The organism is Pseudomonas sp. TE36184 (assembly GCF_054060055.1).
The window spans coordinates 3994139-4018527 of sequence record NZ_JBSSCU010000001.1 but is presented as its reverse complement, the minus strand read 5'-3'; the positions used below and the strand labels follow the sequence as shown (position 1 = coordinate 4018527).

Below are 24389 nucleotides of genomic sequence, written 5' to 3'. Positions count from 1 at the left end.
GCTATTTCTAACTTTTGTTCGACAGTCATTCATCGCGCCTGCCTCCTGCGTTCACCGCAACAAGCCCTTTACGCGCCGTTCAAGGATAGACCATGAGCCTTCCAACGCTGGCCGAGCTGCCGGCCGTTCTCTTGCCGTTCGCCATTCGGGCCGAACAGTCATTCCGTGACGCAGTGGCCGCGCTGGACGACGATCATGGCCTTTCTGAATGGACGCCGCAACGCTGGGCCGATTTCGCGCGGGTGTGCGCGGCCAGTGATTTCGTGATTGAACAGAGTGTTCGTGACCCGTTGATGTTGCTCGAACTGGTCGCCTGGGGCGAGTTGGACCGTGGCTTTGCGCCGGGCGAGCTGTGCGGGCAGATCGCCGGTGCCGTGCAACAGGCTGAAACAGAAGATGAGTTGGGCCGCGTGCTGCGCCGCCAGCGTACCCGCCAGCAAGTCCGCATCATCTGGCGCGACCTGACCCGCCAGGCGGATCTGGTGCAAACCTGTCGCGACCTCTCCGACATGGCCGACGCCAGCATCGACCAGGCCTACCAGTGGCTGTACCAGCGCCATTGCGCGCAGTTCGGCACGCCGACCGGGCGCCGCAGCGGTGAGCCGCAGCAGATGGTGATCCTCGGCATGGGCAAGCTCGGCGCGGTGGAGCTGAACCTGTCATCCGACATCGACTTGATCTTCGCCTACCCCGAAGGCGGCGAGACGGTGGGGGTGAAGCGCGCCCTGGATAACCAGGAGTTCTTCATTCGCCTGGGGCAAAAACTGATCAAGGCCCTCGACCCGATGACCGTCGACGGTTTTGTCTTCCGTGTCGACATGCGCCTGCGGCCTTACGGTTCGGCGGGCGCGCTGGTGCTCAGCTTCAATGCGTTGGAACAGTATTACCAGGACCAGGGCCGCGACTGGGAGCGCTACGCCATGATCAAGGCGCGCGTGGTGGCCGGCGATCAGGTGGCCGGTGCGCAACTGCTCGACATGCTGCGACCGTTCGTCTACCGCCGCTATTTGGATTTCTCCGCCATCGAAGCGCTGCGCACCATGAAGCAGTTGATCCAGCAGGAAGTGCGGCGCAAGGGCATGGCCGACAACATCAAGCTCGGTTCGGGCGGCATCCGCGAAGTGGAATTTATCGCCCAGGCGTTCCAGCTGATCCATGGCGGGCGCGACCTCAGCCTGCAGCAACGGCCGTTGCTCAAGGTGCTGGGCACCCTGGAAGGCCAGGGCTACCTGCCGCCGGCGGTGATCGCCGAGTTGCGCGATGGCTACGAATTCCTGCGTTACACCGAGCATGCGATCCAGGCGATTGCCGACCGCCAGACCCAGATGCTGCCGGACAGCCCCGAAGACCAGGCGCGCATTGCCTTTATGCTCGGCTTCGCCGATTGGACCGCGTTCCATGAGCGCCTGATGTACTGGCGTGGGCGGGTGGACTGGCACTTCCGCCAGGTGATCGCCGATCCGGATGAAGAAGACGGCGAAGAAAGCGAATTGGTCGTCGGTGGGGAATGGTTGCCACTGTGGGAAGAGTCCCAGGACGAAGACGCGGCCTGCCGCCAACTGGCCGAAGGTGGCTTCACTGACGCGCCCAAAGCGCTCAAAGCCTTGGCCGGCCTGCGCGGCAGCCCGCAATTGCGCGCCATGCAGCGCCTCGGTCGCGAGCGCCTGGATGCGTTTATCCCGCGTCTGCTGGCGCAGGCCGTCGAGCACGCCAACCCGGACCTGGTGCTGGAGCGCGTCTTGCCGCTGGTGGAAGCCGTCGCCCGGAGGTCAGCCTACCTGGTGTTGCTCACGGAAAACCCCGACGCCCTGCGGCGCCTGTTGACCTTGTGCGCCGCCAGCCCGTGGATCGCCGAACAGATCACCCGCTTCCCGCTGCTGCTCGACGAATTGCTCAACGAAGGCCGCTTGTTCAAGCCGCCGTTGGCGCCGGAACTCGCCGCCGAACTGCGCGAACGGCTCACGCGTATCCCCGAAGACGACCTTGAGCAGCAGATGGAAGCGCTGCGGCACTTCAAGCTGGCTCACCGCTTGCGGGTGGCTGCCTCGGAAATCGCCGGCAGCCTGCCGCTGATGAAAGTCAGCGACTACCTGACCTGGCTCGCCGAAGCCATCCTCGAACAAGTGCTGGCCCTGGCCTGGCGCCAGACCGTCGCCCGCCACGGCGCGCCGCAGCGGTTGGATGGCAGCGTGTGCGATCCTGGATTCATCATTGTCGGTTATGGGAAAGTCGGCGGCATCGAATTGGGGCATGGTTCGGACCTGGACCTGGTGTTTATCCATGACGGCGACCCGCAGGCCGAAACCGATGGCGCCAAGCCGATCGACGGCGCGCAGTTTTTCACGCGCCTGGGCCAGCGGATCATTCACTTGCTGACCACGCAGACCAACTCGGGGCAATTGTATGAAGTGGACATGCGCCTGCGGCCGTCGGGCGCATCCGGTTTGCTGGTGAGTTCCCTCGGCGCCTTTGCGCGCTATCAGGAAAACGAAGCCTGGACCTGGGAACATCAGGCGCTGATCCGCGCGCGGGTGTTGGTGGGCAGCCAGGACGTGGGCCGCGCCTTCGAACAGGTGCGGGCCAAGGTGTTGGGCCGTGAACGCGACTTGACGAAGCTGCGCCAGGAGGTCAGCGAGATGCGCGCCAAGATGCGCGATAACCTCGGGACCCGGGCCACGGCGGCCGGTACCGGCGCGAATGCCTTCGAACCGACGGTGGCGTTCGACCTCAAGCAGGACGCCGGAGGTATCGTCGATATTGAATTTATGGTGCAATACGCCGCTTTGGCATGGTCTGCGCAACATCCGTCGTTGCTGCGCTACACCGACAATATCCGCATTCTGGAGGGCCTGGAGCAGGTCGGGCTGATGCCCGCCGCCGATGCCCATTTACTGCGCGAGGTATATAAGGCCTACCGTTCCGCGGCGCACCGCCAGGCTTTGCAGAACGAAGCCGGTACGGTGGCCGGGGATCAGTTCGCCGACGAACGGCGCCAGGTGATGCGAATCTGGCAGGCGCTGGGGTTAAGCTGACACTCGATTAAATGAGCGACGCCAATCTAATGTGGAAACCGGCTTCATGTGGGAGCAGGCTTGCTCGTGATGCAGGCGCTGCGGTCTGTCTAGCGGACCGCGGTGATGCTATCGCGAGCGAGCCCGTTGCCACACAAAGTGCGATCTACAGTAATCATCGAGGCGGGGAGGCGTAAGCCTCCCCGCATCGTTTGTGGAAACTACATGAATATTCTGATCGTTGGGCCCAGCTGGGTCGGTGACATGGTGATGGCGCAGACACTGTTCCAGTGCCTCAAACAACGTCATCCCGACTGCCAAATCGACGTGCTCGCCCCTGAGTGGAGCCGGCCGATCCTTGAGCGCATGCCGCAAGTGCGCCAGGCCTTGAGCTTCCCGCTCGGCCATGGCGCCCTCGAACTGGCGACCCGCCGTCGCATCGGCAAATCCCTGGCCGGGCAGTACGACCAGGCGATCTTGCTGCCCAACTCGATGAAGTCGGCGCTGGTGCCGTTTTTCGCCGGCATTCCCAAACGCACCGGCTGGCGCGGCGAGTTTCGCTACGGTCTGCTCAACGACGTGCGCAAGCTCGACAAGGCGCGCTACCCGCTGATGATCGAACGCTTCATGGCCCTGGCCTACGCGCCGGGTGCCGAGTTGCCGACGCCGTATCCGCGCCCGAGCCTGCAGATCGACCCGATCACCCGCGACGCGGCCCTGGCCAAGTTCAGCCTGGCCCTCGACCGTCCGGTGCTCGCGCTGTGCCCCGGTGCCGAGTTTGGCGAGTCCAAGCGCTGGCCGTCGGAGCATTACGCCAAAGTCGCGGAGACGAAGATCCGCGAAGGCTGGCAGGTGTGGCTGTTCGGCTCGAAGAACGACCATGCGGTGGGTGAAGACATCCGCCAGCGCCTGATCCCCGGCCTGCGCGAAGAAGCGGTGAACCTCAGTGGCGACACCTCGCTGGCCGAGGCCATCGACTTGCTGTCCTGCGCGGATGCGGTGGTGTCCAACGACTCCGGGCTGATGCACGTCGCGGCGGCGCTGAACCGCCCGCTGGTCGCGGTGTACGGCTCGACCTCCCCAGGGTTTACCCCGCCGTTGGCCGACAAGGTCGAAGTGGTGCGCCTGGGCCTGGAATGCAGCCCGTGTTTTGACCGCACCTGCCGTTTCGGCCACTACAACTGCCTGCGCCAGTTGTTGCCGCAACCGGTCAACGAAGCCTTGCAGCGGTTGCAGGGCACTGTGGTCGAGGTTCACTGAGTTGCGGGTACTGGTAATCAAGACCTCATCCCTGGGCGACGTGATTCATGCGTTGCCGGCACTGACCGATGCGGCGCGGGCGATCCCGGGCATTCGATTCGACTGGGTGGTGGAAGAAGGCTTTGCCGAGATCCCCACCTGGCACCCGGCGGTGGACAAGGTGATCCCGGTGGCGATTCGCCGCTGGCGCAAGAACCTCTGGCAAACCTTCAAAAGTGGCGAATGGCGGCGCTTCAAGCAGCGTATCCAGTCAACCAAATACGACCTGGTGATCGACGCCCAGGGCCTGCTCAAAAGCGCCTGGCTGACCCGCTACGTGCGCGCCCCGGTGGCCGGGTTTGACAAAAACTCGGCGCGTGAACCGATCGCGGCGCGCTTTTATTCGCGGCGCCTGGCCGTGGCCCGCGGGCAGCACGCGGTGGAGCGCCTGCGCCAACTGTTCGCCGTGGCCCTCGGCTATGACTTGCCCAAGGCGCTGGGCGACTACGGCCTGAGCGTCGACAAGCTGCTCGGCCTGCCGCCGAAAAAGCCGTTTGTGTTGTTGCTGCACGGCACCACCTGGGACACCAAGCACTGGCCCGAAGCCTACTGGCGCGAGCTGGCCGAGCGCATGGGCCGCCTGGGCGTGGACGTGAAGTTGCCATGGGGCAATGCCGCCGAAAAGGCCCGCGCCGAACGCCTGGCCCAGGGCCTGGACAACGCCGAGGTGCTGCCCAAACTGAACCTGGCCGGGGTCGCCCGCGTGCTCGCCGGCGCCCGCGCCTGCGTTGCGGTGGACACCGGCCTCGGGCACCTGGCCGCAGCCCTGGACGTGCCGACCATTTCGCTGTTCGGCCCCACCAACCCCGGCCTGACCGGCGCCTACGGCAAGAGCCAGATTCACCTGGCCAGCGACTTCCCGTGTGCGCCCTGCCTGCTGAAACAGTGTACCTATCAACCCACGGCCGACGATCTGCGTCGGTTCGACATCAAGCGCGAATCGCCCCTGTGCTTCACGCGGCTGAACCCCGAGCGTGTGGCGAGCCGGCTGAGCACGTTGTTACTGGCCGAGGAGATGCACTGATGCAACTGGCGTTTGTTCTGTACAAGTATTTCCCGTTCGGTGGCTTGCAGCGCGACTTCATGCGTATTGCCCTGGAGTGCCAGCAGCGCGGTCATCAGATCCGTGTCTACACCCTGATCTGGGAAGGCGATGTACCGCCCGGTTTCGAAGTGCTGGTGGCGCCGGTCAAGGCGCTGTTCAACCATCGCCGCAACGAAAAACTCTACGCCTGGATTCAGGCCGACCTGGCCAAGCGCCCGGTGGACCGCGTGGTCGGGTTCAATAAAATGCCCGGGTTGGACCTGTACTTCGCCGCCGATGGCGTGTTTGAAGACAAGGCACAAACCCTGCGCAACCCGATGTATCGCTGGTTCGGCCGCTACAAACACTTTGCCGAGTACGAGCGCGCCGTCTTCGAACAGAGCGCCAAGACCCAGATCATGGTGCTCTCGGCCCATCAGCAGGAATTGTTCACGCGTTACTACGGCACCCAGGCGCAGCGCTTTCATTTGCTGCCGCCGGGCATCGCCCGTGACCGGCGCGCGCCGCCGAATGCCGCGCAGATCCGCGCACAGTTTCGCGATGAGTTCGGCCTGGCCGAGGACGATTTGCTGTTGGTGCAGATCGGTTCCGGCTTCAAGACCAAGGGCGTCGACCGCAGCCTCAAGGCCGTGGCCGCATTGCCGTCGGCGCTGAAGAAACGTACCCGGCTGTTTGTAATCGGCCAGGACGACCCCAAAGTATTCCAATTACAGAGCGCCGCACTGGGCCTGGGCGAGCAAGTGCATTTCTTCAAGGGGCGCAGCGATATTCCGCGCTTTCTGCTGGGGGCCGACCTGTTGATCCACCCGGCCTACAACGAAGCGGCCGGCATGGTGCTGATCGAGGCGGTCGTCGCCGGCCTGCCGGTGCTGGTGAGCAAGGTCTGCGGTTACGCCTTCTATATCGACAAAGCCGGCAATGGCCGGGTGTTGGACGAGCCGTTCGAACAGGCGCAACTCAATCAATACCTGGTCGATATGCTCGACGATCCACAAGCGCGCGCGACCATGAGTCGCAATGGTCTGGCCTTCGCCGAGACGGCCGACCTCTATAGCATGCCGCAGTACGCTGCGGACCTGATCCTGGCGGAGCCGAACCGATGAAGTTGATGCTTGCCGAACCGTTCAAGACCCTTTGGGCCGGACGCGATGCGTTCGCCGAAGTCGAGAAGCTGGACGGCCTGGTGTACCGCGAACTCGATGCCCGTCGTACCTTGCGTACAGAGGTCGAGGGGCGCGGTTATTTCGTGAAGATTCACCGTGGTATCGGCTGGGCCGAAATCCTCAAGAACCTGATCACCGCGAAGTTGCCGGTATTGGGCGCCGGCCAGGAATGGCGGGCGATCCAGCGCTTGCAGCAAGTCGGCGTGCCGACCATGACCGCCGTGGCTTATGGCGAAAAGGGCAGCAACCCGGCCGACCAGCATTCGTTTATCGTCACCGAAGAGCTGGCGCCCACCGTCAGCCTCGAAGACCTGAGCATGGACTGGCTCAAGCAACCGCCATCGCCAGTCATCAAGCATGCGCTGATCGCCGAAGTGGCGCGCATGACCGGCATGATGCACCGCGCCGGGGTCAACCATCGCGACTGCTATATCTGCCATTTCCTGCTGCACACGGACAAGCCGCTGGTGGCCGACGATTTCAAGTTGTCGGTGATCGATCTGCACCGTGCGCAGGTGCGCTCGAAGATCCCGCTGCGCTGGCGCAACAAGGACCTGGCGGCGCTGTATTTTTCGGCGCTGGATATCGGCCTGACCCAGCGTGACAAGCTGCGTTTTCTCAAGGGCTACTTCCAACAGCCGTTGCGCCAGATTCTCGCCGAAGAGGCCGCACTGCTGCAGTGGCTGGAGCACAAGGCGGCCAAGCTCTACGCGCGCAAACAACGTTACGGGGATGCGCTCTGATGGCGGGTTGGAACCTGGAACCCGCATACGCCGGCCTCGCGGATGATTTTGGAAGCCTTGAAGCGGTGTTCGCCCTGCAAGGCGAGCGGCTGACCCGCGACCCGCTGTCGGAAGTGATCCGGGTGGCGCGCGGCGGGGTCAATTATTACGTCAAGCGCTACGTCGGTGCCGGCAAGGGTCTGCGCCGCTACCTGGGCAAGCCGCGGGTGAAGTCCGAGTGGCAGAACCTCAAGCGTTTCGCCAAGTGGGGCATTCCCACCGCCGACGTGGTCGCCTGGGGCCTGGAGCGCAATGGCCTGGCCTACGCCCGGGGCGCGCTGATCACCCGTGAGTTGCCCAAGACCGAAGACTTGTCGGTGCTGGCCGAGCGCAGCGACGTGCGCCTCAAAGACCCCAAATGGGTCGATGCGGTCAGCCGCCAGCTCGCCGAATACACGCGTACCATGCACGATCATCACTTCACCCATAACGACTTGAAGTGGCGCAACCTGCTGATCGACGACCAGCACACCCTGTACCTGATCGATTGCCCCAACGGCGATTTCTGGCGCGGGTTCTGGCTCAAATACCGCATCACCAAAGACCTGGCCTGCCTGGACAAGGTGGCCAAGTATCACCTGTCGGCCACCCAGCGCCTGCGCTTCTACCTGCAATACCGCCAGCGCGCGCACCTGAGTGCGTCGGACAAACAGCGAATTCGCCATGTGGTGAAGTTTTTCGAGGGACGCGAATGAGTGATTTCCTGGCGGCCGAAGACCGCGCTCTGCTGGAGCGCAACGGTCTGGCCAGTTTCGATGCCCTGTGGGCCAAGCAACTGGACGCGGTGGACGAGCCGAACACCAGCCGTGGCGGCTGGAGCAGCGTGTTCCGCCTGGAGCTCGACGGCCACGGTTACTACCTCAAGCGCCAGAGCAACTACCTCACGCGCAGCTTGCACCGACCGTTTGGCGAACCGAGTTTTTCCCGCGAATTTCGTAACATCAGCCGTTATCGCGCGCTGGGTATCCCGGCCTTGCAGGCGGCGTTCTACGGTGAGCGCAAAGTCGCTGGCGAGCACCGCGCGATGCTGTTGACCCGTGCCCTGGACGGTTGGAATGACCTGGACTCGTTGCTCGAACAGTGGCCGCAACTGAGCGACCCCCAGCACCGTGCGATCCTGTTGGCCTGCGGCCAATTGGCGCGCCGTCTGCACGGCGTGGGACAGGTCCACGGGTGTTTTTACCCCAAGCATATTTTCCTGCAGGCCACCGGCGACGGTTATGCCGCGCAGTTGATCGACCTGGAGAAAACCCGCCCGTTGCTGTTTGGCTGGCGTGACCGGGTCAAGGACCTGGAGCCGCTGTTGCGCCGTGCGCCGCAGTGGTCGGATGCGCAAACGCGTCACCTGCTGGCGGCGTATCTGGAACAACCTGAAGACAGCCCGCTGGTCGCCACCTGGCAGCAGCGCCTGACCGCTCGCCGCAGCCACAAGGAGCACCGTTGATGCGTTTATCCGCGCTGAAACAGGCCGGCCGCAGCCCAAGCCTGCCGCTGACCATCGAACTGGCGGACGCCGCAGGCCCTGGTCAATTGCAATTGCTCAGCCTGTTGCGCGTGTTGCCGGGCCAGCGCTATGTAGGTGCCGGTGTCTGGCGCGGTCGCGCGGTGTTGGCCAAGTTGTTGGTGGGCAGCAAGGCGGCGCGGCATTTTCAGCGTGAGCTCAACGGCGTGCGCCTGCTGGCCGAACAGGGCCTGACCACGCCGCTGCTGCTGGCCGACGGTTTGCAGGAAGGTGAGGGCGGCTGGCTGCTGTTTGAGTTTATCGACGGCGCCGAAAGCCTGGCCGATGCCTGGCAAGCGGTCGAAGGCCTGCCGCCGTTGGCCGATGAGCAGACCGCTGTGCTCGCCGAAGCGCTGGACGCGATCGCCCGTATGCACGCCAAGGGCCTGTGGCAGGAAGACCTGCACCTGGACAACCTGCTGCGCCAGGGCGGCAAGCTGTACCTGATCGATGGTGCGGGGATCTGCGTGGAACAGGCGGGCCAGCCGCTGTCGCGCAACCGGGTGCTGGAAAACCTCGGGGTGTTTTTCGCCCAGTTGCCGAAAAACCTCGCGCCGTTTACCGAAGAGTTGCTGGTGTATTACCTGCTGAGCAACGGCGAGCATGCGTTACCGCTCGAAGCCCTGGAGAAGCAGGTGCGCAAGGTCAGCGCCTGGCGCCTGAAGGACTTCCTCGACAAGGTCGGCCGCGAATGCACGCTGTTCAGCGTGGTGCGCGGCGCGTTTGGCTTGCGGGCGATCCGTCGCGAGGAGGAGCGCGCGATGCTGCCGGTGCTGGAGCAGGCCGATGCCTTGCTCGACCAGGGGCATTTGTACAAGACCGGCGGTGCGGCCAGCGTGGCCAAGGTCGAAGTGGCCGGCCGGCCGCTGGTGATCAAGCGCTACAACATCAAGGGCTTCGCCCATTGGCTCAAGCGTTTCTGGCGCCCGAGCCGCGCCTGGCATTCCTGGCGCGAAGGCAATCGCCTGGCGTTCCTCGGCATTGCCACACCCAAGCCGCTGGCCGTGCTGGAAAAGCGCTTTTTCTGGCTGCGCAGCCGCGCTTACCTGGTCACTGAATACCTGCCGGGGCCGGACATTATCGAGCGCTTCGCGCCGTATGTGGAGCAGGGCGACGCGCCTGAAAACGAACTGCTGGCGCTGGACCACCTGTTCGCCGAGCTGATACGCGAGCGCATCAGCCATGGCGATTTCAAGGGCCATAACCTGTTCTGGCACGACGGCCGCTGGGCCTTGATCGACCTGGATGCGATGCGCCAGCACCGCTCCGACGCCAGCTTCGCCGCGGCGTTTGCCAAGGACCGCGCACGCTTCATGCGTAATTGGCCGCAAGGCAGTGCGCTGTATCAGGTCATCGATCAGCGTTTGCCGAAGGAAGTCGGCGGCGCCGGCTGACGGTCGAGCGGGTTTTTCAGGTAGGACGCGGTCAAGTGTGGGGGCGGGCTTGCAGGGGCCTGTCCCCCAGCAGCCAGTTGGCCTGCACGAACCACTCGAATCTGGCAATTATGTATCATTTTATACAATGCCCGGTTGCGAGGCTGTCTTGATACGGGTTGCGGGCTTTAAGTAAGTTAGAAGTTGAAACGGATTCGGCGGATAGCGCGAAGTGTGCTGGTTTATATCTGACTTGTCCTAGAGTAATTTATTGGGGCAAGGTATTTGTTTGGTTGTATTGTACTTCTTGTTTTAAACGGATACATGTGTGGCGCATGTTGCGGGTTGAGCATTCTTTTATCGTTCTATAAATTTGTTCTACAGCCGATGAGGTTGTTCAATTATTTATAGGAGGTTTTTATGTCGTCTATCAATGCTAACTCAAACGTGGCTGCTGATTATCAGAGGTACGAAAGTAATAACTTTAATGAGACGGGGCAAAACAATCCGCTGGATCAGGCGGCCGGGGAAGATGCTGAGTATTTGGATGCGCAAAATCAGCCGATTGATCATGAGATTCAATCCGACGGTAACGGTGGTTTCTATCAGCCAGGTACGGGCAGGGGGCAGCCGGGTAATGGTGAACCAGGGTTAGGAAGCATCAACGTTGGCGCGGGGCATCAAATTGACTTTGATGGTGCGGAGCCTCCGCGGTCGCTGCACTATTAAGGCGCCCGTGGGCGTGTAAGGTCGAAAAGAATGCTGCTGCATGGGTATGCGCAGCATTCATGCCGTCTCGTCGCTATTGCGTTTTTTGGGTAATGGGTTTTATGCCGTTGATCATGTTGATAGTTGCAGGTACGGTTTAAAGGAAGGGTTGGTTTGAGCGTTAACCAAGCGTATTGATTTGCCCGTCAGTGCTCTTTGCTCCGGTGTGTTTGCGGCGCGAAGCAACTAAGTCTGTATTGTCTTCTCGGAACTTTCTCACAGAACGTATCGGTGTGTCGGTGTAGGCTATCTTCGCTGGCGATGTTAGTGTGGTTGACCCTCTATGCTGAACGGTGTCGTTCATGATCCGTATGTACCCTGTGTTGCTTGCTGCTCTCCTGGCAATCTCCGGTTGCGGGACCATCAACACCGTCTTTCGCCCGGACGCTGTCGCCAGCCAGAACCTCAAGGAGTCGCGCAGCTACTGCGAAAACATCCCGCGCATCTACAGTGGGGTGATCTACGGGTTTTGTACGCTCAATGCTGAGCCCGCCCCAGAAAAAAGCCTGAATGACCGAGCCCTGTCGGACCACGAGAACAATGCTTTCCCGATCATCGCCATCGAGTTCATCGGCTCTGGCGTGCTGGACACCCTGGTCCTGCCCTACACGATCTACCGTCAGAACAAGGACGGCAGCATCGAGATCTTCCGCTGAACCTCCTCGACGCTCGCCGCTAACAGCTTCCTCCTGCTTTTGAGCTATAATCCCGCCCTTTAGCTGTTTCTCGCCCAGGCGAGAGGCACACTTTTTTCAGGCGTAACGCGCCTGCATGCAGACTAAAAGAGGCTAGACCCCTGTGGCATTGACGATTCTTGGCCTGTCCGGCGCCCTTAGCCATGATCCTTCCGCAGCCCTGTATATCGACGGCAAGCTGATCGCGGCCGCCGAAGAAGAACGCTTCGTGCGCGACAAGCATGCAAAGCACCGCATGCCCTACGAATCGGCGAAATTCTGCCTGGAACAGGCCGGCATCAAGCCTTCCGACGTTGATGTGGTCGCGATCCCGTTCGCCCCGATCAGCCTGTTCGGCGAAGCGCGCTGGCACTATGCCAAGCGTTACTGGTACGCCCCGGACCGCGCTCTCGATGCGATCCTGATGGGCAACCGGCGCTACAAGCGCTACCGCAACAAGATCGTCTGGTGCCTGGAACAGCTGGGCTTCGATGCGAAGAAAATCAAGATCGAGCCGGTTGAACACCACTTGGCCCACGCCTCCAGTGCCTACCACTGCTCCGGCTTCAAGGAGAAAACCGCGATCCTGGGGATCGACGGCAAGGGTGAGTACGCCACCACGTTCTTCGGCTACGGCGAAAACGGCAAGATCCACAAGATCAAGGAATTCTACGATCCGGACTCCCTCGGCGGCCTGTACGGCGCGGTCACCGAGTTCCTCGGTTTCGAGATGCTCGACGGCGAGTTCAAGGTCATGGGCATGGCGCCTTATGGCGATGCCAGCAAGTACGATTTCTCGCGCCTGGCCTCCTTTGAAAACGGCGAGCTGGTGATCAACACCGACTACGCCAACGTCATCGGCCTGCGTCGTTATAAAGAGAAGGGCAAGGGTTTCTACTTCTCGCCCAAACTGATCGAGTGGCTGGGGCCCAAGCGCGAAGGCGACATCGCCGACGAGCCGTACATCCACTACGCGGCCAGCATGCAGGCGCTGTTCGAGAAGCTGTCCCTGCAGATGATCGACTACTACCTGGGCGACATCCTCAAGGAAACCGGCAAGCTGGCCTTCGCTGGCGGCTGTGCGCTGAACGTCAAGCTGAACCAGAAGATCATTGCCCGTGACGACGTGAAAGAGCTGTTCGTGCAACCGGCGTCCGGTGATGCCGGCACCGCCGTGGGCGCCGCCGCTTACGTGTCCAACGCCCGTGGTGTGCCGGTGGAGAAGATGGAACACGTCTACCTCGGCCCGTCCTACAGCAACGAAGACGTGATAGCCGCTTGCGCCAAGCACCCGAGCAAGCCGGACTGGCGCAAGATCGACAGCATGCCTAAGCGCATTGCCAAGATCATGGTCGACGGCAACCCGGTGGCCTGGTTCCAGGGGCGCATGGAGTTTGGCCCGCGTGCCTTGGGCGGTCGTTCGATCATTGGCTGCCCGAGCGCTACCGGCGTGGCGGACCGCATCAACCACCAGATCAAGTTCCGCGAGCGCTGGAGGCCTTTCTGCCCGTCGATGCTCGACACCGTGGCCCCGCTGATGATCAAGGTCGATCACCCGGCGCCGTTCATGACCTTCACCTTTGAAGTGTCGGAAGAGTGGAAAACCCGCGTGCCGGAAGTGGTCCATGAGGACGGCACGTCCCGCGCCCAGGTGCTCAAGCGCGAATACAACCCGCGCTACTACGACATGATGAAAGAACTCGAAGTGCTGACCGGCAACGGCGTGTCCCTGAACACTTCGCTCAACCGTCGTGGCGAAGCGATGATCTGCTCGCCGACCGATGCGCTGAACATGTTCTTCGGTTCCGACCTGCAGTACCTGATCATGGAAGACATCCTGGTGGTCAAGGACGGCGTGGACCCTTATGACGCTGTGGTTTAAATGCTGAATCGCTTCCAGGGTTGGCGTGAACGCGGCTGGGTACCTGTCGAGGCCGAGGTCTACGCCCAGGCCTGGCAGCGGTTTGGCGGCAGCGTGGCGACGCATCCGCTGATCGTCGAGCGGTTGGCGGACCTGGCGCAGATTCCGGTGCGCTACCTGGGCTGGGAGCAGGACGGCGAGCTCAAGGGTGCGATTGCCACCTGGGGGCGCGACCTGGCCTTGTCCAAGGACGTGCTCAAGCGGCGCGGCAAGAAAGGCGTGTTCGATCTGGGCAATGCCGAAATCATCCTGCCGATCGCCGCCGACGCGCAGTTGCCGGTGCGCCACCGTGGGCGCTACCTGTCGGCGTTGAACGAGGGGCGCGTCAGCACCCTCAAGCCCCAGGCCGAGCAGTTGGCCATGGCGCGCACCCCGGAAGACCTATCGAAGAAGTTTCGCTACAACCAGCGCCGCGAATTGCGGTTGCTCGAAGAAGCCGGCGGCGTGGTGCGGGCGGTGAGTGAGTTTTCCAGCGGCGAGCTGGCGGCGATCTACTGCGACCTGTTCCAGCGCCGCTGGGGCTTCCCGGCCACCGGCGCCGAGCATCTGGCGCAGGTGCTGGGCTTGCTCAAGGAGTTCCTGGTGGGCTCGGTACTGTTTCTCAACGATGCGCCGATTGCCGTGCAACTGGTGTATCGCGTCGAGGCGCCCGAGTGGGTCAGCATCGAATACGTCAACGGCGGTGTCGACCCCCAGACTCGTGAATTCAGCCCCGGCAGCGTGTTGAGTTTCCTCAATACGCAAAGCGCCTGGGAACAGGCGCGGGCCATGGATAAACCGCTGCGCTTTTCCTTCGGGCGCGCCGACCGTGAATACAAGGAGCGCTGGTGCAACCCGGTGCCGGTGTTCAGCCTATGAGCCGCAAGCAGCAACTGCTCAAGCGTCATCGGCGCACCAAGCGCATCGCGCTGCTGATTGGCTTGCTGGTGCTGATCGCGGCCGGTGTGCTCGTGGCCTGGTGGCTGCCGTTGATTCTGGCGGTGGTGCTGTGGGCGGCCCATGAAGCCTGGTTTGCCGATCATCTGTTTTATTCGCCCAACGAGGATTATGCCTACGCATTCCCTCACGGCAGTGAAGTGCCAGGCCTGCGCCTGGACGCGGGGCGGCTGTTGCTGGACGCGCCGCTGGCGGCGGACGACACCCTGATCGTCGGCATCGAGCTGCGCAGCTCGTGGCTCGGGCGTTTCATCGACCCGGCGGTGGAACTGCTGGGCCTGCAAACGCCGGACCGGCAAGTGTTCGAGCGTGGCGTCGGCGGGCGTCGTTACCTCAACCTGACCGGCGCCGCCGACGCATTGGCCGCCGGCAAACTGCGGGTGCGCGGGCGTTTTTGCCGGTTCAACGGCCAGCCGACGCTGTGGCGTTTCCGCCAGCCGGATTATCGCCAGCAACGCGTGATGGTGATTGCGCCCCACGCCGACGACGCCGAACTGGCGGCCTTCAGCCTGTACAGCCAGGCGGCCGAAAGTTGGATCGTCACGTTGACCGCCGGTGAAATCGAAGCCGAGCATTATCAACAGATGGGCCTGCCCAAGGCGCAAGCGGCGCAACTCAAAGGGCGCCTGCGGGCCTGGGACAGCATTGCCGTGCCGCGCTGGGCCGGCGTTCCCGAAGCACAGTGCGTGCAATTGGGCTACTTCTGCATGCAGTTGGCGGCCATGCAGGCCGCGCCGGACCAGGCTCAAGCCTCCCGCGAGGCGCAATTGAGCGATACGCGGCTGTTTCGTCAGTTCAATGCCTTTGCGCTGCCCGGCGACGTGGACGGCGCGCCGACCTGGCACAACCTGATCGCCGACTTGCGCGCGCTGCTGCTCAAGGCGCGACCGCAGGTGATCGTGCTGCCGACGCCGTTGCTCGACCCGCACGCCGACCATATCTGCGCTCACGCGGCGATACTGGAAGCCCTGGAAGGCCTGGCGTGGCAGCCCGACACATTGCTCGGCTACGCCAATCACTTGCATGATAACGACCGCTGGCCCATGGGCGACTCGGGCGCCGGCATGGCCCTGCCGCCGCGTTTCGACACCGCGGATGAACTGGTCCCCTGCAGTTTCACGCTCGCCTTGAGCCAGCAGCAGGACAAGGCCATGGCCCTGGGCATGATGCACGACCTGCAACCGCGCGCGCCGTTCAAGCGCCGTGTGCGTCGCTGGTTGCAACAGGTGCTGGCCGGGCGTAGCCCATCGCCATACGGAGAGAACGAATTCTTCCGCAAGGCTGTGCGTCGGCATGAATTGCTGTGGGTCCTGAAACAGGACTGAGACCTTATTTACGGCAGACCGCATCCGTTTGCCGCACCATTTTTTGCCGGGCTGCGCGCCCGCAGCCAGATCGCTGCATGGAGAGTTATGAAGCCTCGTTTCAAGGTTTTGCAGTTACAGCCGGACTACAACGTCAAGACCAATGACTTCGCCGACCTGGGTGAGCAGATCGTCAAATCGTTGCCGGTTGAACGCTTCGAGGTGACATCGGGGTATCTCAGTGGCCGCCCGTTACCGGGCCAGCCGCTGAGCGTGGCCGAGCACTCCCACTATTTCGAACTGCCGGAGAAGTCCCTCAAGGGCATCCGCTTTGGCGCCATGTGGCAGATCTACAAGTATTGCCGCGAGCAGAAGTTCGATGTGGTCATCTGCAACCGCTTCAAGTCGGTGAACATGATGCTGTCCCTCAACCGCTGGTTGAAGATCCCGCTGTGCATCGGCATCTCCCATGGTTTCGGCGAGTACGCCCGTGGCTACCGCCGGCGTCAGACCCAGCGCTGGGTGAGCCCGGCGTGGCGCTTCGTCGGCGTGTCGGAGGCGGTGCAGGAGTACCTGGTGGCGCTCAATTGCGGGTTCACCCGTGAAAACACCACCTATGTCACCAACGCCATCGACATCCCGCAGGCAGAAGCCTTGCAGTTGCCACGCGATGAAGCGCGCAAGGCCCTGGGCCTGCCGCTGGACGCGCGGATGATCGGCGCCCTGGGCCGCCTGGTGCCGATCAAGGGCCACACGCATCTGCTGCAGGCGTTTGCCACGCTCAAGGACAAATACCCGCAGGCACAGGTGGGGATCATCGGTTCCGGCCGCGCCGAAGCCGACCTGCGTGCCGACATCGAGCGCCTCGGCCTGACCGGTCGCGCGCACCTGTTGGGGTTCCGTGAAGACGGCATGAAGTACGTGCGCGGTTTCGATATCTGGACCATGCCGTCGCTGTTCGAAGGCCTGGGCCTGGCGCTGCTGGAAGGCATGAGCGGGCATTTGCCGGTGATCGCCTCCAACGGCCCGGCGATGCTGCCGCTGGTGCAGGGCGCGGGCGGGCTGTCTCACGATCCGGGCAACGTCGAGCAACTGGCCGCGGCGCTGGATACCTACCTGGCACTGAGCGATGAGCAATTGCGTGCCAAAGGGGAGGAGGTGTTCCGTTACCTGGTAGCCAACCACACCCTGGACGAGTTCAAGCACAAGTACCTGACCCTGATTGAAACCGGTTTGCGTGAAGTAGGTAGAGCATGAATCAGCCACAACCCCTGGTCTCGGTGATCATCGCGTCCTACAACCATGGCCCGTACATCGAGCAGAGCATCCTCAGCGTGCTGGGGCAGACCTACGCGAACATCGAACTGTTGGTGGTCGACGATGGCTCCAAGGACGACAGCGTCGAGCGCATCCGGCGCTTGCAGGCCGAGCACGGCTTTGATTTCCAGGTCCAGCAGAACCAGGGGCTGACCAATACGCTCAACGGCGCGATCGCCCGGGCCAAAGGCACGCTGATCGCGCCGTTCGGTTCCGACGACATCATGTTGCCCGAGCGCATTGCGGCCCAGGTCGCCTATATGGAAGGCAAGCCCAAGGTCGGCATCTGCGCGGGCAACATCGAGTTGATCGATGGCGATGGCCAGCCCTATCCCGACAAGAAGCAGCACCGGGACCTGCCGTTTCGCAGCCTGGACTTCGATGACCTGTTCCTGGACCGCAAGCCGTTCCCACCAGCACCGACCCTGTTGATCCGCCGCGAAGCGCTGGAGCAGGTGGGGGGCTTCGATCCGCTGATTCCGCTGGAAGACTTGCTGATCGAATTGAAGATCACCCACGCCGGCTACACCATCGACGTGTTGAACATGGTCATGGCGCGCTATCGCCAGCACGCCACCAACACGTACAAGAACCATCGCTACATGATTCAGAACATCCTCAAGACTTATGGATTGTTCAGCGAACACCCGTCGTATGACGCGGTGCGCTACAACTTCCTCAACTCGATGTTCCTCAAGACCGCCGACCGTGACCGGCCGCTGGCGCGGGAGATCCTCAAGCAGATCCCGTTGAAGTTCTGGGGGCGCAAGACCCTGCGCGGGCTGGTGCGGTTGTATCTGGCGCCCCTCAGAAGCTGAGGCGGCGGTGGCAGTGAAAAAGGCGACTATCAGCAGTGATAGTCGCCTTTTTTATCAGGCGGCCGGGCTAGCCAGGCCCTGGACCTGCTCGCGGATTTTTGCCGTGGCTTTTGGGCTGGCGATGCTGGCGTAACCCTTGGCCAGTTGCTCGAAGTGCGCTTCGAACAGCCAGTTGCGGTCCTGCGGGTAACGTTGCATATGGCGCAGGTTGCGTTGGCGCAAGGCATTGCGCAGGGCCGACGGGAAGATGCGCAGGTCGGCGATATCGATCAGCGCGAACTCGCCGTCATCCATCAGCAGCACGTTGCCCAGGTGCAGCGAGCGGAAGTACACACCACGCTCATGCAATTGGGCCATGAATCGACCGAAGCGCTCGATCAGCGATTCGCGCAGGCTGCTGTCCAGGCTTTGCAGGGCCTGGCGCAGGGTCAGGCCGGGCAGTGGCGAGTAGGTGACGGCACTGCTGGCGTCGCGCAGGCTGTACACGCCGAGGATCTGCGGGGTGGGAATGCCCAGGCTGCGTAATTGTTCGGCGTTGTTGGCAAACCGCTCGGAATAAGGGTTGAAGCTGCCCGAGGTGTACCAGCGGCGCGCGCGGAAAACCTTGAGGAAACTGCCGTCTTCCAGGCGCAGGACTTTCGGGCCCAGGCCGTCGGCTTCAATCACATGGGCGTTGTGGCACAGTTGATCGAAGGCCTCGGCCTTGAGGGTTTGCACCGGCATGCGCAGCAGGCTGTGGCGGCGCTGGGCGATGCTCAGGCCGGCGATGATCGCCAAAGGAATCCACAGCAGGAACCAGTGTTCCTTGGGCCGCGACAGGATGCCGCCGCCCTCGGTCAGGCCGGCGCCAATGCCGTAGGCCAGCAGGGAGGACGCAAGGATGAACAGCGGTTGCGCCCGCTCTTTGAGGCTTTTGTACAGGCCCCAGCCGAGCATGAAGATCCACGGGATAAAGCCGATGATGCCGACGTAATACAGCACGCCCAGGGCAAAGCTGTGGGGTTCGCGCAGTTGGAAGCCGTTGGCCTGAGCCAGGGTCAGGTACAGCTCGGAATCGTAGCTGTGGCCTATCCACGGGTGTTCGGCGATGCGCTGCAGCGTCATGCTCCACAGTTCGAAGCGGAATGAACTGCCGCGGTTGGTGATCAGTTCAGGGTAGAACAGCAAGAGCGCCGCGGCGCCCAGGACCAGGCCCGCGATCATCAAGACCGAGCGGCGGTTGCGGCTGACAAAACTCATCCACAGGATGGCCAGGGTCAGGGCCACCAGCGGCGTGCGGGAACCGGTGGCCAGCACCGCGAGGGTCATGATTGCCAGGGCCGGTACGCTGAACCACAGCACCTGAAAGCGCTGGCTGGTCATGCAGACATACAACCAGTAGACGCTGAAAAAACCGAACACGTGGGAGCTGAGCAGCGGGTTGTCGAGGGCGCCGCGGCCGCCGATCATGCGTATTTCAAGGCCCGGCTCAAACCCCTTGGCGAAGGCCACCAGGTCACACAGGGTCGCCACCAGTGCGATCACTGCCGCGCTGAAGAACACGGGCTTGAACAGGTCGTTGCGGTAATGCAGCAACAGCCCGCAGCCGGCAAACAACATGAACGTGTGCAGCGGTCGCTTGAACAGGTCGGTGTCGGGATGAAACTCCGGGCTCCAGAACAGGCTGGTCAGGGCCCAGGCGGAGAAGACCAGGAATGCGATGGCCAGCGGCTCACGCAGCAATTCCATGAATTCCCTGGGGCGCAGGCACAACAGCAACAAGGTCGGCGCGCTGAACAGGACGTAGTAGAACCTGTGCAGCACGTTGCGATTGGTGACGAAGAACAGCGAACTCAGCAGAAGCAACAAGCCAATGGGCAAAATCCATAGGACCAGGAAGTCGAAGACGCGATTTGAGCCATAGGTAAGACGCTTGCACTGCATACGGTAAAAGCCATTTCAGAAATAGAAAGCCGACCATCTTAAAGTAGTGGCTATATAATGTCGCCGGTTGGATTTCGCCGGCCCGCGGGTCATGTGGGGTGCAAGTACAACAGAGAAGCTGTGCTAAAGTCAGCCTCCTTTTTTAAAACGCCGCGTGATATGACCGACTCCAGTCCGAGCGCAAGCCCTTCGAGCTTGAAAATATACTTCCGCCTGCTCAGTTACGTCAGGCCCTATGCGGGTTTGTTCGCGCTGAGTATTGTCGGATTTCTGATTTTCGCGTCGACCCAGCCGATGCTGGGGTACATCCTCAAGTACTTTGTCGACGGCCTTTCGAACCCGCAAGCCGTGTTGTTCCCCAGCGTGCCGTTCCTGCGCGACCTGCAATTGCTGCAGGCCGTGCCGCTGCTGATCATCCTGATCGCCGCCTGGCAGGGCCTGGGTTCGTTCCTCGGTAACTACCTGCTGGCCAAGGTTTCCCTGGGCCTGGTCCACGACCTGCGGGTGCAACTGTTCAACAACCTGCTGACACTGCCCAACCGCTACTTCGACAATCACAACTCCGGGCACCTGATTTCCCGCATCACCTTCAACGTGACCATGGTCACGGGGGCGGCGACCGATGCGATCAAGGTGGTGATTCGCGAAGGCATGACCGTGATCTTCCTGTTCGCTTCGCTGCTGTTCATGAACTGGCGCCTGACGCTGGTGATGATCGCCATCCTGCCGTTGATTGCGGTGATGGTCAGCACGGCCAGCAAGAAATTCCGCAAACAGAGCAAGAAGATCCAGGTGGCCATGGGCGACGTGACCCACGTGGCGTCTGAAACCATCCAGGGTTACCGCGTCGTGCGCAGCTTCGGCGGCGAGATCTACGAGGAAAAACGCTTCCTCAAGGCCAGCCAGAGCAACACCAACAAGCAACTGCGCATGACCCGCACCGGGGCGATCTACACCCCGGCGCTGCAACTGGTGATCTACACCGCCATGGCCGTGCTGATGTTCCTGGTGCTTTACCTGCGCGGCGACGCATCGGCGGGCGACATGGTGGCCTACATCACTTTGGCCGGTCTGCTGCCTAAGCCGATCCGCCAGTTGTCGGAAGTCAGCTCGACCATCCAGAAGGGTGTGGCGGGCGCCGAAAGTATTTTCGAACAGCTGGACGAAGAGGCTGAAGTCGACAACGGCACGATTGAGCGCGACAAGGTCAGCGGCCATCTGGAAGTGCGTCACCTCAACTTCACCTATCCCGGCACCGAACGTCCTGTACTCAAGGACATCAGCTTTACCGCCGAGCCTGGGCAGATGATCGCCCTGGTGGGGCGCTCGGGCAGCGGCAAGTCGACCCTGGCCAGCCTGATCCCGCGTTTCTACCACCATGCAAGCGGTGAAATCCTGCTCGATGGCGTCGAGATCGAAGACTACAAACTGCTCAACCTGCGCAAGCACATCGCCCAGGTGACCCAGCACGTGACCCTGTTCAGCGACACGGTGACCAACAACATCGCCTACGGCGACCTGGCCGGCGCACCACGGGCCGACGTCGAAGCCGCCGCGATGGATGCCAACGCCAAGGACTTCATCGACCAGTTGCCTAAAGGCTTCGACACCCAGGTCGGCGAAAACGGCGTGCTGCTGTCCGGCGGTCAACGCCAGCGCCTGGCAATTGCCCGCGCCCTGCTCAAGAATGCGCCGCTGCTGATTCTCGACGAGGCCACCTCGGCCCTCGACACTGAGTCCGAGCGCCACATTCAGGCGGCGCTGGACAAGGTCATGCAAGGCCGCACGACCCTGGTGATCGCGCACCGCCTGTCCACCATCGAGAAGGCCGACCTGATCCTGGTGATGGACGACGGGCGTATTGTCGAGCGCGGCACCCACGGTCAATTGCTTGCACAGAACGGCTACTACGCCCGCCTGCATGCCATGGGCCTGGATGCCCCGGTGTCGGCGGATATCACCTGATACCCTTGGTGGGGCGGGCAATCCGCCTCACCAACGTTCCTGCAACATCTTCTGTCACACCCCCACAAGCCTTCTGTAACCCTGTGCTAATATCGCGCCCCTGTTCATTTTGTATGTGGGTTGCTCCATGAAGTTGTCCATGCCGCGATTCGATCAAGCCCCTGTCTTGGTGGTCGGCGATGTCATGCTCGACCGTTACTGGCATGGCGGAACCTCACGGATTTCCCCTGAGGCGCCGGTACCGGTAGTCAAGGTCGAGCAAATCGAAGACCGTCCAGGCGGTGCTGCCAACGTTGCCCTCAATATTGCCGCCCTCGGCGCCCCAGCCTCCCTGGTGGGCGTGACCGGCGACGACGAAGCCGCCGACAGCCTGGCCAACAGCCTGCGCGGTGCCGGCGTGCGCGCGCTGTTCCAGCGCATCGCCCATCAGCCGACCATCGTCAAGCTGCGGGTCATGAGCCGTCACCAGCAATTGCTGCGCATCGATTTCGAAGAACCCTTCGCCACCGACGCCCTGGCCCTCAGCGCGCAGGTCGATGAGTTGCTCGAAGGCATCAAGGTGCTGGTGTTGTCCGACTACGGCAAAGGCGCGCTGAAGAACCACCAGATGCTGATCCAGGCCGCCAAGGCCCGCAATATTCCGGTGCTGGCCGATCCCAAGGGCAAGGACTTCTCGATTTATCGCGGCGCCAGCCTGATCACGCCGAACCTCAGCGAGTTCGAAGCCATCGTCGGCGGTTGCGCCGATGAGCACGAACTGGTGAGCAAGGGCGCGACGCTGATGGCCGAACTGGACCTGGGCGCCTTGCTGGTGACCCGTGGCGAACACGGCATGACCTTGCTGCGCCCGGGCTATGCGGCGATGCACCTGCCGGCGCGTGCGCGTGAAGTGTTCGACGTCACCGGCGCCGGCGACACCGTGATTTCCACCCTGGCCGCCTCCATCGCGGCCGGCGAGGAATTGCCCCACGCCGTGGCCCTGGCCAACCTGGCGGCGGGCATCGTGGTCGGCAAGCTCGGCACCGCCGCGATCAGCGCGCCCGAACTGCGCCGTGCGATCCAGCGTTCCGAAGGCTCCGAGCGTGGAGTGTTGAGTCTCGAGCAATTGCTGCTGGCGATTGACGACGCGCGCGCCCACAACGAAAGCATTGTGTTCACCAATGGCTGTTTCGACATCCTGCATGCCGGTCATGTGACGTACCTGGAACAGGCGCGCGCCCAAGGCGATCGCCTGATCGTCGCGGTCAATGACGATGCGTCGGTCAGCCGCCTGAAAGGTCCGGGCCGGCCGATCAACAGTGTCGACCGACGCATGGCGGTCCTGGCCGGCCTGGGTGCGGTGGACTGGGTGATCAGCTTCCCCGAAGCCACCCCGGAAAACCTGCTGGCCCAGGTCAAGCCCGATGTGCTGGTCAAGGGCGGCGACTATTCCGTCGACCAGGTGGTCGGCGCCGACATCGTCAGCGCCTACGGCGGCAAGGTCAAAGTGCTGGGGTTGGTTGAGAACAGCTCGACGACCGCGATCGTGGAAAAAATCCGCAATCACGAATAAGGCTTGCGGCCGTAGGCGCGGGCCTGCTCGCTCCTACGGTCTGGCCTTCTTTGGCACGATCTTGCGCAACATCTGCCGGGCCTTGCCGGTCAGGCGCTTGAGCTTCGACTCTTTCTCCGGGACGGCCAGGCCTTGCTGCCTGAGCCAATCCTTCCAACGAATCCGCTCGTCGCGCACCACCCAGCCGTCCTGCTGGGCGAAGCTCTCCGCCAGGTACAAACCCCGCGTGCTCGCCGGGTACAGCTGATCTTTCTTGACCGTATACAGTTCGGCGAGCGGCTGCCCGTCCTTCAAGGGCATCAGGTACAGGTCCGGGCGCTGGCGGTCCAGGCGCGCGACCAGTTGATCGCCTTCGAGTCGCTCATCCACATGGAACAGGCTCAAGGATTTGGCTTCCTTGGGCACCTCCAGGCGCAAGTCATAAATCAATTGCAGCGAGGCCGTAGGCAAGTGGACGTAGGCCCGTGGGCGCTCGATCAGTTGCGTGGTCGCGCAGCGCACCGGGCGGGCCGCGCCGGACAAGGGGCTCAAGCGAAACGGCAAGGCTTCGCGGTAGTGCAGCGCGGCGGAGTAGGGCGCCGGCAGCCAGGTGTCGTTGAAGCGCCCGCTGAGCCAGCCTTCGGGCGTCTCCAGCAGGCACTCTTCGGCGATTTCCTGGATGGCGGTGTGCAGCGGCAGGTTCAGCTCATGGGCGGGGACGTAGCCGGAAATCAGCTTGAGCACCACGTCGCCACGGTCCTGGCGGCGTTGGCGCACCAGCACCCACCCAGTAATCCTTGTTTTGCCAATGCAGGGTCAAACGCACCGACACGCCGAGGTTGGCCAGCTCGAGGGCGAAACGCTCCGGGTCTGTCACTTCTACCGGCTTGCGCCGTTGCAGGGTCTGGGCAAAGTTGAGCGGCATGCCGACGCTCTGGTAGCTCAGGCCTTCGGGGGTGGCTTCGACATGCAGTGGCAGAGTCTTGAAGTTGCTGGGGTTTTTTCTTATGAGCGTTCGCGACATGTCGGCTCCTTCTTACGTCGGGGCGGCCGCGTCG

General features: G+C 62.5%; 18 protein-coding genes and 1 pseudogene. 17 read left to right on the top strand and 2 right to left on the bottom strand.

The genetic code is table 11. The features are described from left to right. Nucleotides 1–92: 92 nt before the first annotated feature. The 15 genes from glnE to ACVWZP_RS18015 all read left to right on the top strand — a co-directional run bounded on the left by glnE (nucleotide 93) and on the right by ACVWZP_RS18015 (nucleotide 17912). Entirely contained in the window at nucleotides 93–3032 is a 2940-nt protein-coding gene (gene glnE / locus ACVWZP_RS18085) for a bifunctional [glutamate--ammonia ligase]-adenylyl-L-tyrosine phosphorylase/[glutamate--ammonia-ligase] adenylyltransferase (RefSeq protein WP_457369987.1), read from the top strand. Nucleotides 3033–3236: 204 nt separating this feature from the next. After that, on the top strand, nucleotides 3237–4271 hold the full coding sequence (gene waaF, locus ACVWZP_RS18080; RefSeq protein ID WP_017849806.1) for a lipopolysaccharide heptosyltransferase II: 1035 nt from the start codon (nucleotides 3237–3239) through the stop codon (nucleotides 4269–4271). A 1-nt stretch (nucleotide 4272) separates the two neighbouring features. Then, on the top strand, nucleotides 4273–5334 hold the full coding sequence (gene waaC, locus ACVWZP_RS18075) for a lipopolysaccharide heptosyltransferase I (RefSeq protein WP_046384936.1): 1062 nt from the start codon (nucleotides 4273–4275) through the stop codon (nucleotides 5332–5334). After that, nucleotides 5334–6458: a glycosyltransferase family 4 protein gene (locus ACVWZP_RS18070; protein ID WP_046384935.1), complete on the top strand. Its 1125-nt coding sequence runs from the start codon at nucleotides 5334–5336 to the stop codon at nucleotides 6456–6458. The genes waaC and ACVWZP_RS18070 overlap by 1 nt, the downstream gene beginning before the upstream one ends. Then, nucleotides 6455–7261 (top strand): lipopolysaccharide core heptose(I) kinase RfaP, encoded by an 807-nt coding sequence (gene rfaP / locus ACVWZP_RS18065; RefSeq protein ID WP_046384934.1) that lies wholly within the window; start codon nucleotides 6455–6457, stop codon nucleotides 7259–7261. The genes ACVWZP_RS18070 and rfaP overlap by 4 nt, the downstream gene beginning before the upstream one ends. Continuing rightward, on the top strand, nucleotides 7261–7995 hold the full coding sequence (locus tag ACVWZP_RS18060; protein WP_046384933.1) for a lipopolysaccharide kinase InaA family protein: 735 nt from the start codon (nucleotides 7261–7263) through the stop codon (nucleotides 7993–7995). The genes rfaP and ACVWZP_RS18060 overlap by 1 nt, the downstream gene beginning before the upstream one ends. Continuing rightward, entirely contained in the window at nucleotides 7992–8744 is a 753-nt protein-coding gene (locus ACVWZP_RS18055; protein ID WP_046384932.1) for a lipopolysaccharide kinase InaA family protein, read from the top strand. Before ACVWZP_RS18060 ends, ACVWZP_RS18055 begins: the two co-directional genes overlap by 4 nt. Continuing rightward, nucleotides 8744–10195 carry a lipopolysaccharide kinase InaA family protein gene (locus ACVWZP_RS18050; protein ID WP_046384931.1) on the top strand — a complete coding sequence of 484 codons (1452 nt, stop codon included), beginning with the start codon at nucleotides 8744–8746 and terminating at the stop codon, nucleotides 10193–10195. Before ACVWZP_RS18055 ends, ACVWZP_RS18050 begins: the two co-directional genes overlap by 1 nt. 399 nt (nucleotides 10196–10594) lie before the next feature. Further along, complete coding sequence (locus ACVWZP_RS18045; RefSeq protein WP_424800626.1) at nucleotides 10595–10903, top strand: hypothetical protein; 309 nt, start codon at nucleotides 10595–10597, stop codon at nucleotides 10901–10903. Between the two features lie 341 nt (nucleotides 10904–11244). Next, the gene (locus ACVWZP_RS18040; protein ID WP_057003658.1) at nucleotides 11245–11598 is read left to right on the top strand and encodes a YceK/YidQ family lipoprotein; all 354 of its coding nucleotides are present in this window, start codon (nucleotides 11245–11247) and stop codon (nucleotides 11596–11598) included. Between the two features lie 142 nt (nucleotides 11599–11740). After that, complete coding sequence (locus ACVWZP_RS18035; RefSeq protein WP_288082088.1) at nucleotides 11741–13498, top strand: carbamoyltransferase family protein; 1758 nt, start codon at nucleotides 11741–11743, stop codon at nucleotides 13496–13498. Next, entirely contained in the window at nucleotides 13499–14395 is an 897-nt protein-coding gene (locus ACVWZP_RS18030; RefSeq protein WP_457369986.1) for an antimicrobial resistance protein Mig-14, read from the top strand. Beyond that, nucleotides 14392–15798, top strand: coding sequence for a PIG-L deacetylase family protein (locus tag ACVWZP_RS18025; protein ID WP_457369985.1), 1407 nt, complete (start codon nucleotides 14392–14394; stop codon nucleotides 15796–15798). The genes ACVWZP_RS18030 and ACVWZP_RS18025 overlap by 4 nt, the downstream gene beginning before the upstream one ends. A gap of 87 nt (nucleotides 15799–15885) precedes the next feature. Next, on the top strand, nucleotides 15886–17034 hold the full coding sequence (locus ACVWZP_RS18020) for a glycosyltransferase family 4 protein (RefSeq protein WP_017849794.1): 1149 nt from the start codon (nucleotides 15886–15888) through the stop codon (nucleotides 17032–17034). After that, nucleotides 17031–17912 (top strand): glycosyltransferase, encoded by an 882-nt coding sequence (locus tag ACVWZP_RS18015; RefSeq protein WP_017849793.1) that lies wholly within the window; start codon nucleotides 17031–17033, stop codon nucleotides 17910–17912. The genes ACVWZP_RS18020 and ACVWZP_RS18015 overlap by 4 nt, the downstream gene beginning before the upstream one ends. Nucleotides 17913–17966: 54 nt before the next feature. Here ACVWZP_RS18015 and ACVWZP_RS18010 read toward each other — a convergent pair whose 3' ends face one another. Next, nucleotides 17967–19835: an O-antigen ligase family protein gene (locus ACVWZP_RS18010; RefSeq protein WP_457369984.1), complete on the bottom strand. Its 1869-nt coding sequence runs from the start codon at nucleotides 19833–19835 to the stop codon at nucleotides 17967–17969. Between the two features lie 159 nt (nucleotides 19836–19994). On the opposite strand from ACVWZP_RS18010, the gene msbA reads away from it, so the two are divergent. Continuing rightward, nucleotides 19995–21800, top strand: a complete 1806-nt coding sequence (gene msbA / locus ACVWZP_RS18005; protein ID WP_046384924.1) for a lipid A export permease/ATP-binding protein MsbA — start codon at nucleotides 19995–19997, stop codon at nucleotides 21798–21800. A 127-nt stretch (nucleotides 21801–21927) separates the two neighbouring features. Next, on the top strand, nucleotides 21928–23352 hold the full coding sequence (gene hldE, locus ACVWZP_RS18000) for a bifunctional D-glycero-beta-D-manno-heptose-7-phosphate kinase/D-glycero-beta-D-manno-heptose 1-phosphate adenylyltransferase HldE (protein ID WP_026140386.1): 1425 nt from the start codon (nucleotides 21928–21930) through the stop codon (nucleotides 23350–23352). Between the two features lie 33 nt (nucleotides 23353–23385). Here the strand turns inward: hldE and ACVWZP_RS17995 are convergent. Then, a pseudogene (locus tag ACVWZP_RS17995) lies at nucleotides 23386–24355 on the bottom strand (metal ABC transporter ATPase). Between the last annotated feature and the right edge of the window lie 34 nt (nucleotides 24356–24389).

Bases quoted from the DNA above. Each gene is read 5' to 3' on its own strand.
- glnE (WP_457369987.1), top strand. From the start codon at position 93: ATGAGCCTTCCAACGCTGGCCGAGCTGCCGGCCGTTCTCTTGCCGTTC.
- waaF (WP_017849806.1), top strand. From the start codon at position 3,237: ATGAATATTCTGATCGTTGGGCCCAGCTGGGTCGGTGACATGGTGATG.
- ACVWZP_RS18070 (WP_046384935.1), top strand. From the start codon at position 5,334: ATGCAACTGGCGTTTGTTCTGTACAAGTATTTCCCGTTCGGTGGCTTG.
- rfaP (WP_046384934.1), top strand. From the start codon at position 6,455: ATGAAGTTGATGCTTGCCGAACCGTTCAAGACCCTTTGGGCCGGACGC.
- ACVWZP_RS18060 (WP_046384933.1), top strand. From the start codon at position 7,261: ATGGCGGGTTGGAACCTGGAACCCGCATACGCCGGCCTCGCGGATGAT.
- ACVWZP_RS18055 (WP_046384932.1), top strand. From the start codon at position 7,992: ATGAGTGATTTCCTGGCGGCCGAAGACCGCGCTCTGCTGGAGCGCAAC.
- ACVWZP_RS18050 (WP_046384931.1), top strand. From the start codon at position 8,744: ATGCGTTTATCCGCGCTGAAACAGGCCGGCCGCAGCCCAAGCCTGCCG.
- ACVWZP_RS18045 (WP_424800626.1), top strand. From the start codon at position 10,595: ATGTCGTCTATCAATGCTAACTCAAACGTGGCTGCTGATTATCAGAGG.
- ACVWZP_RS18040 (WP_057003658.1), top strand. From the start codon at position 11,245: ATGATCCGTATGTACCCTGTGTTGCTTGCTGCTCTCCTGGCAATCTCC.
- ACVWZP_RS18030 (WP_457369986.1), top strand. From the start codon at position 13,499: ATGCTGAATCGCTTCCAGGGTTGGCGTGAACGCGGCTGGGTACCTGTC.
- ACVWZP_RS18025 (WP_457369985.1), top strand. From the start codon at position 14,392: ATGAGCCGCAAGCAGCAACTGCTCAAGCGTCATCGGCGCACCAAGCGC.
- ACVWZP_RS18020 (WP_017849794.1), top strand. From the start codon at position 15,886: ATGAAGCCTCGTTTCAAGGTTTTGCAGTTACAGCCGGACTACAACGTC.
- ACVWZP_RS18015 (WP_017849793.1), top strand. From the start codon at position 17,031: ATGAATCAGCCACAACCCCTGGTCTCGGTGATCATCGCGTCCTACAAC.
- ACVWZP_RS18010 (WP_457369984.1), bottom strand. From the start codon at position 19,835: ATGCAGTGCAAGCGTCTTACCTATGGCTCAAATCGCGTCTTCGACTTC.
- msbA (WP_046384924.1), top strand. From the start codon at position 19,995: ATGACCGACTCCAGTCCGAGCGCAAGCCCTTCGAGCTTGAAAATATAC.
- hldE (WP_026140386.1), top strand. From the start codon at position 21,928: ATGAAGTTGTCCATGCCGCGATTCGATCAAGCCCCTGTCTTGGTGGTC.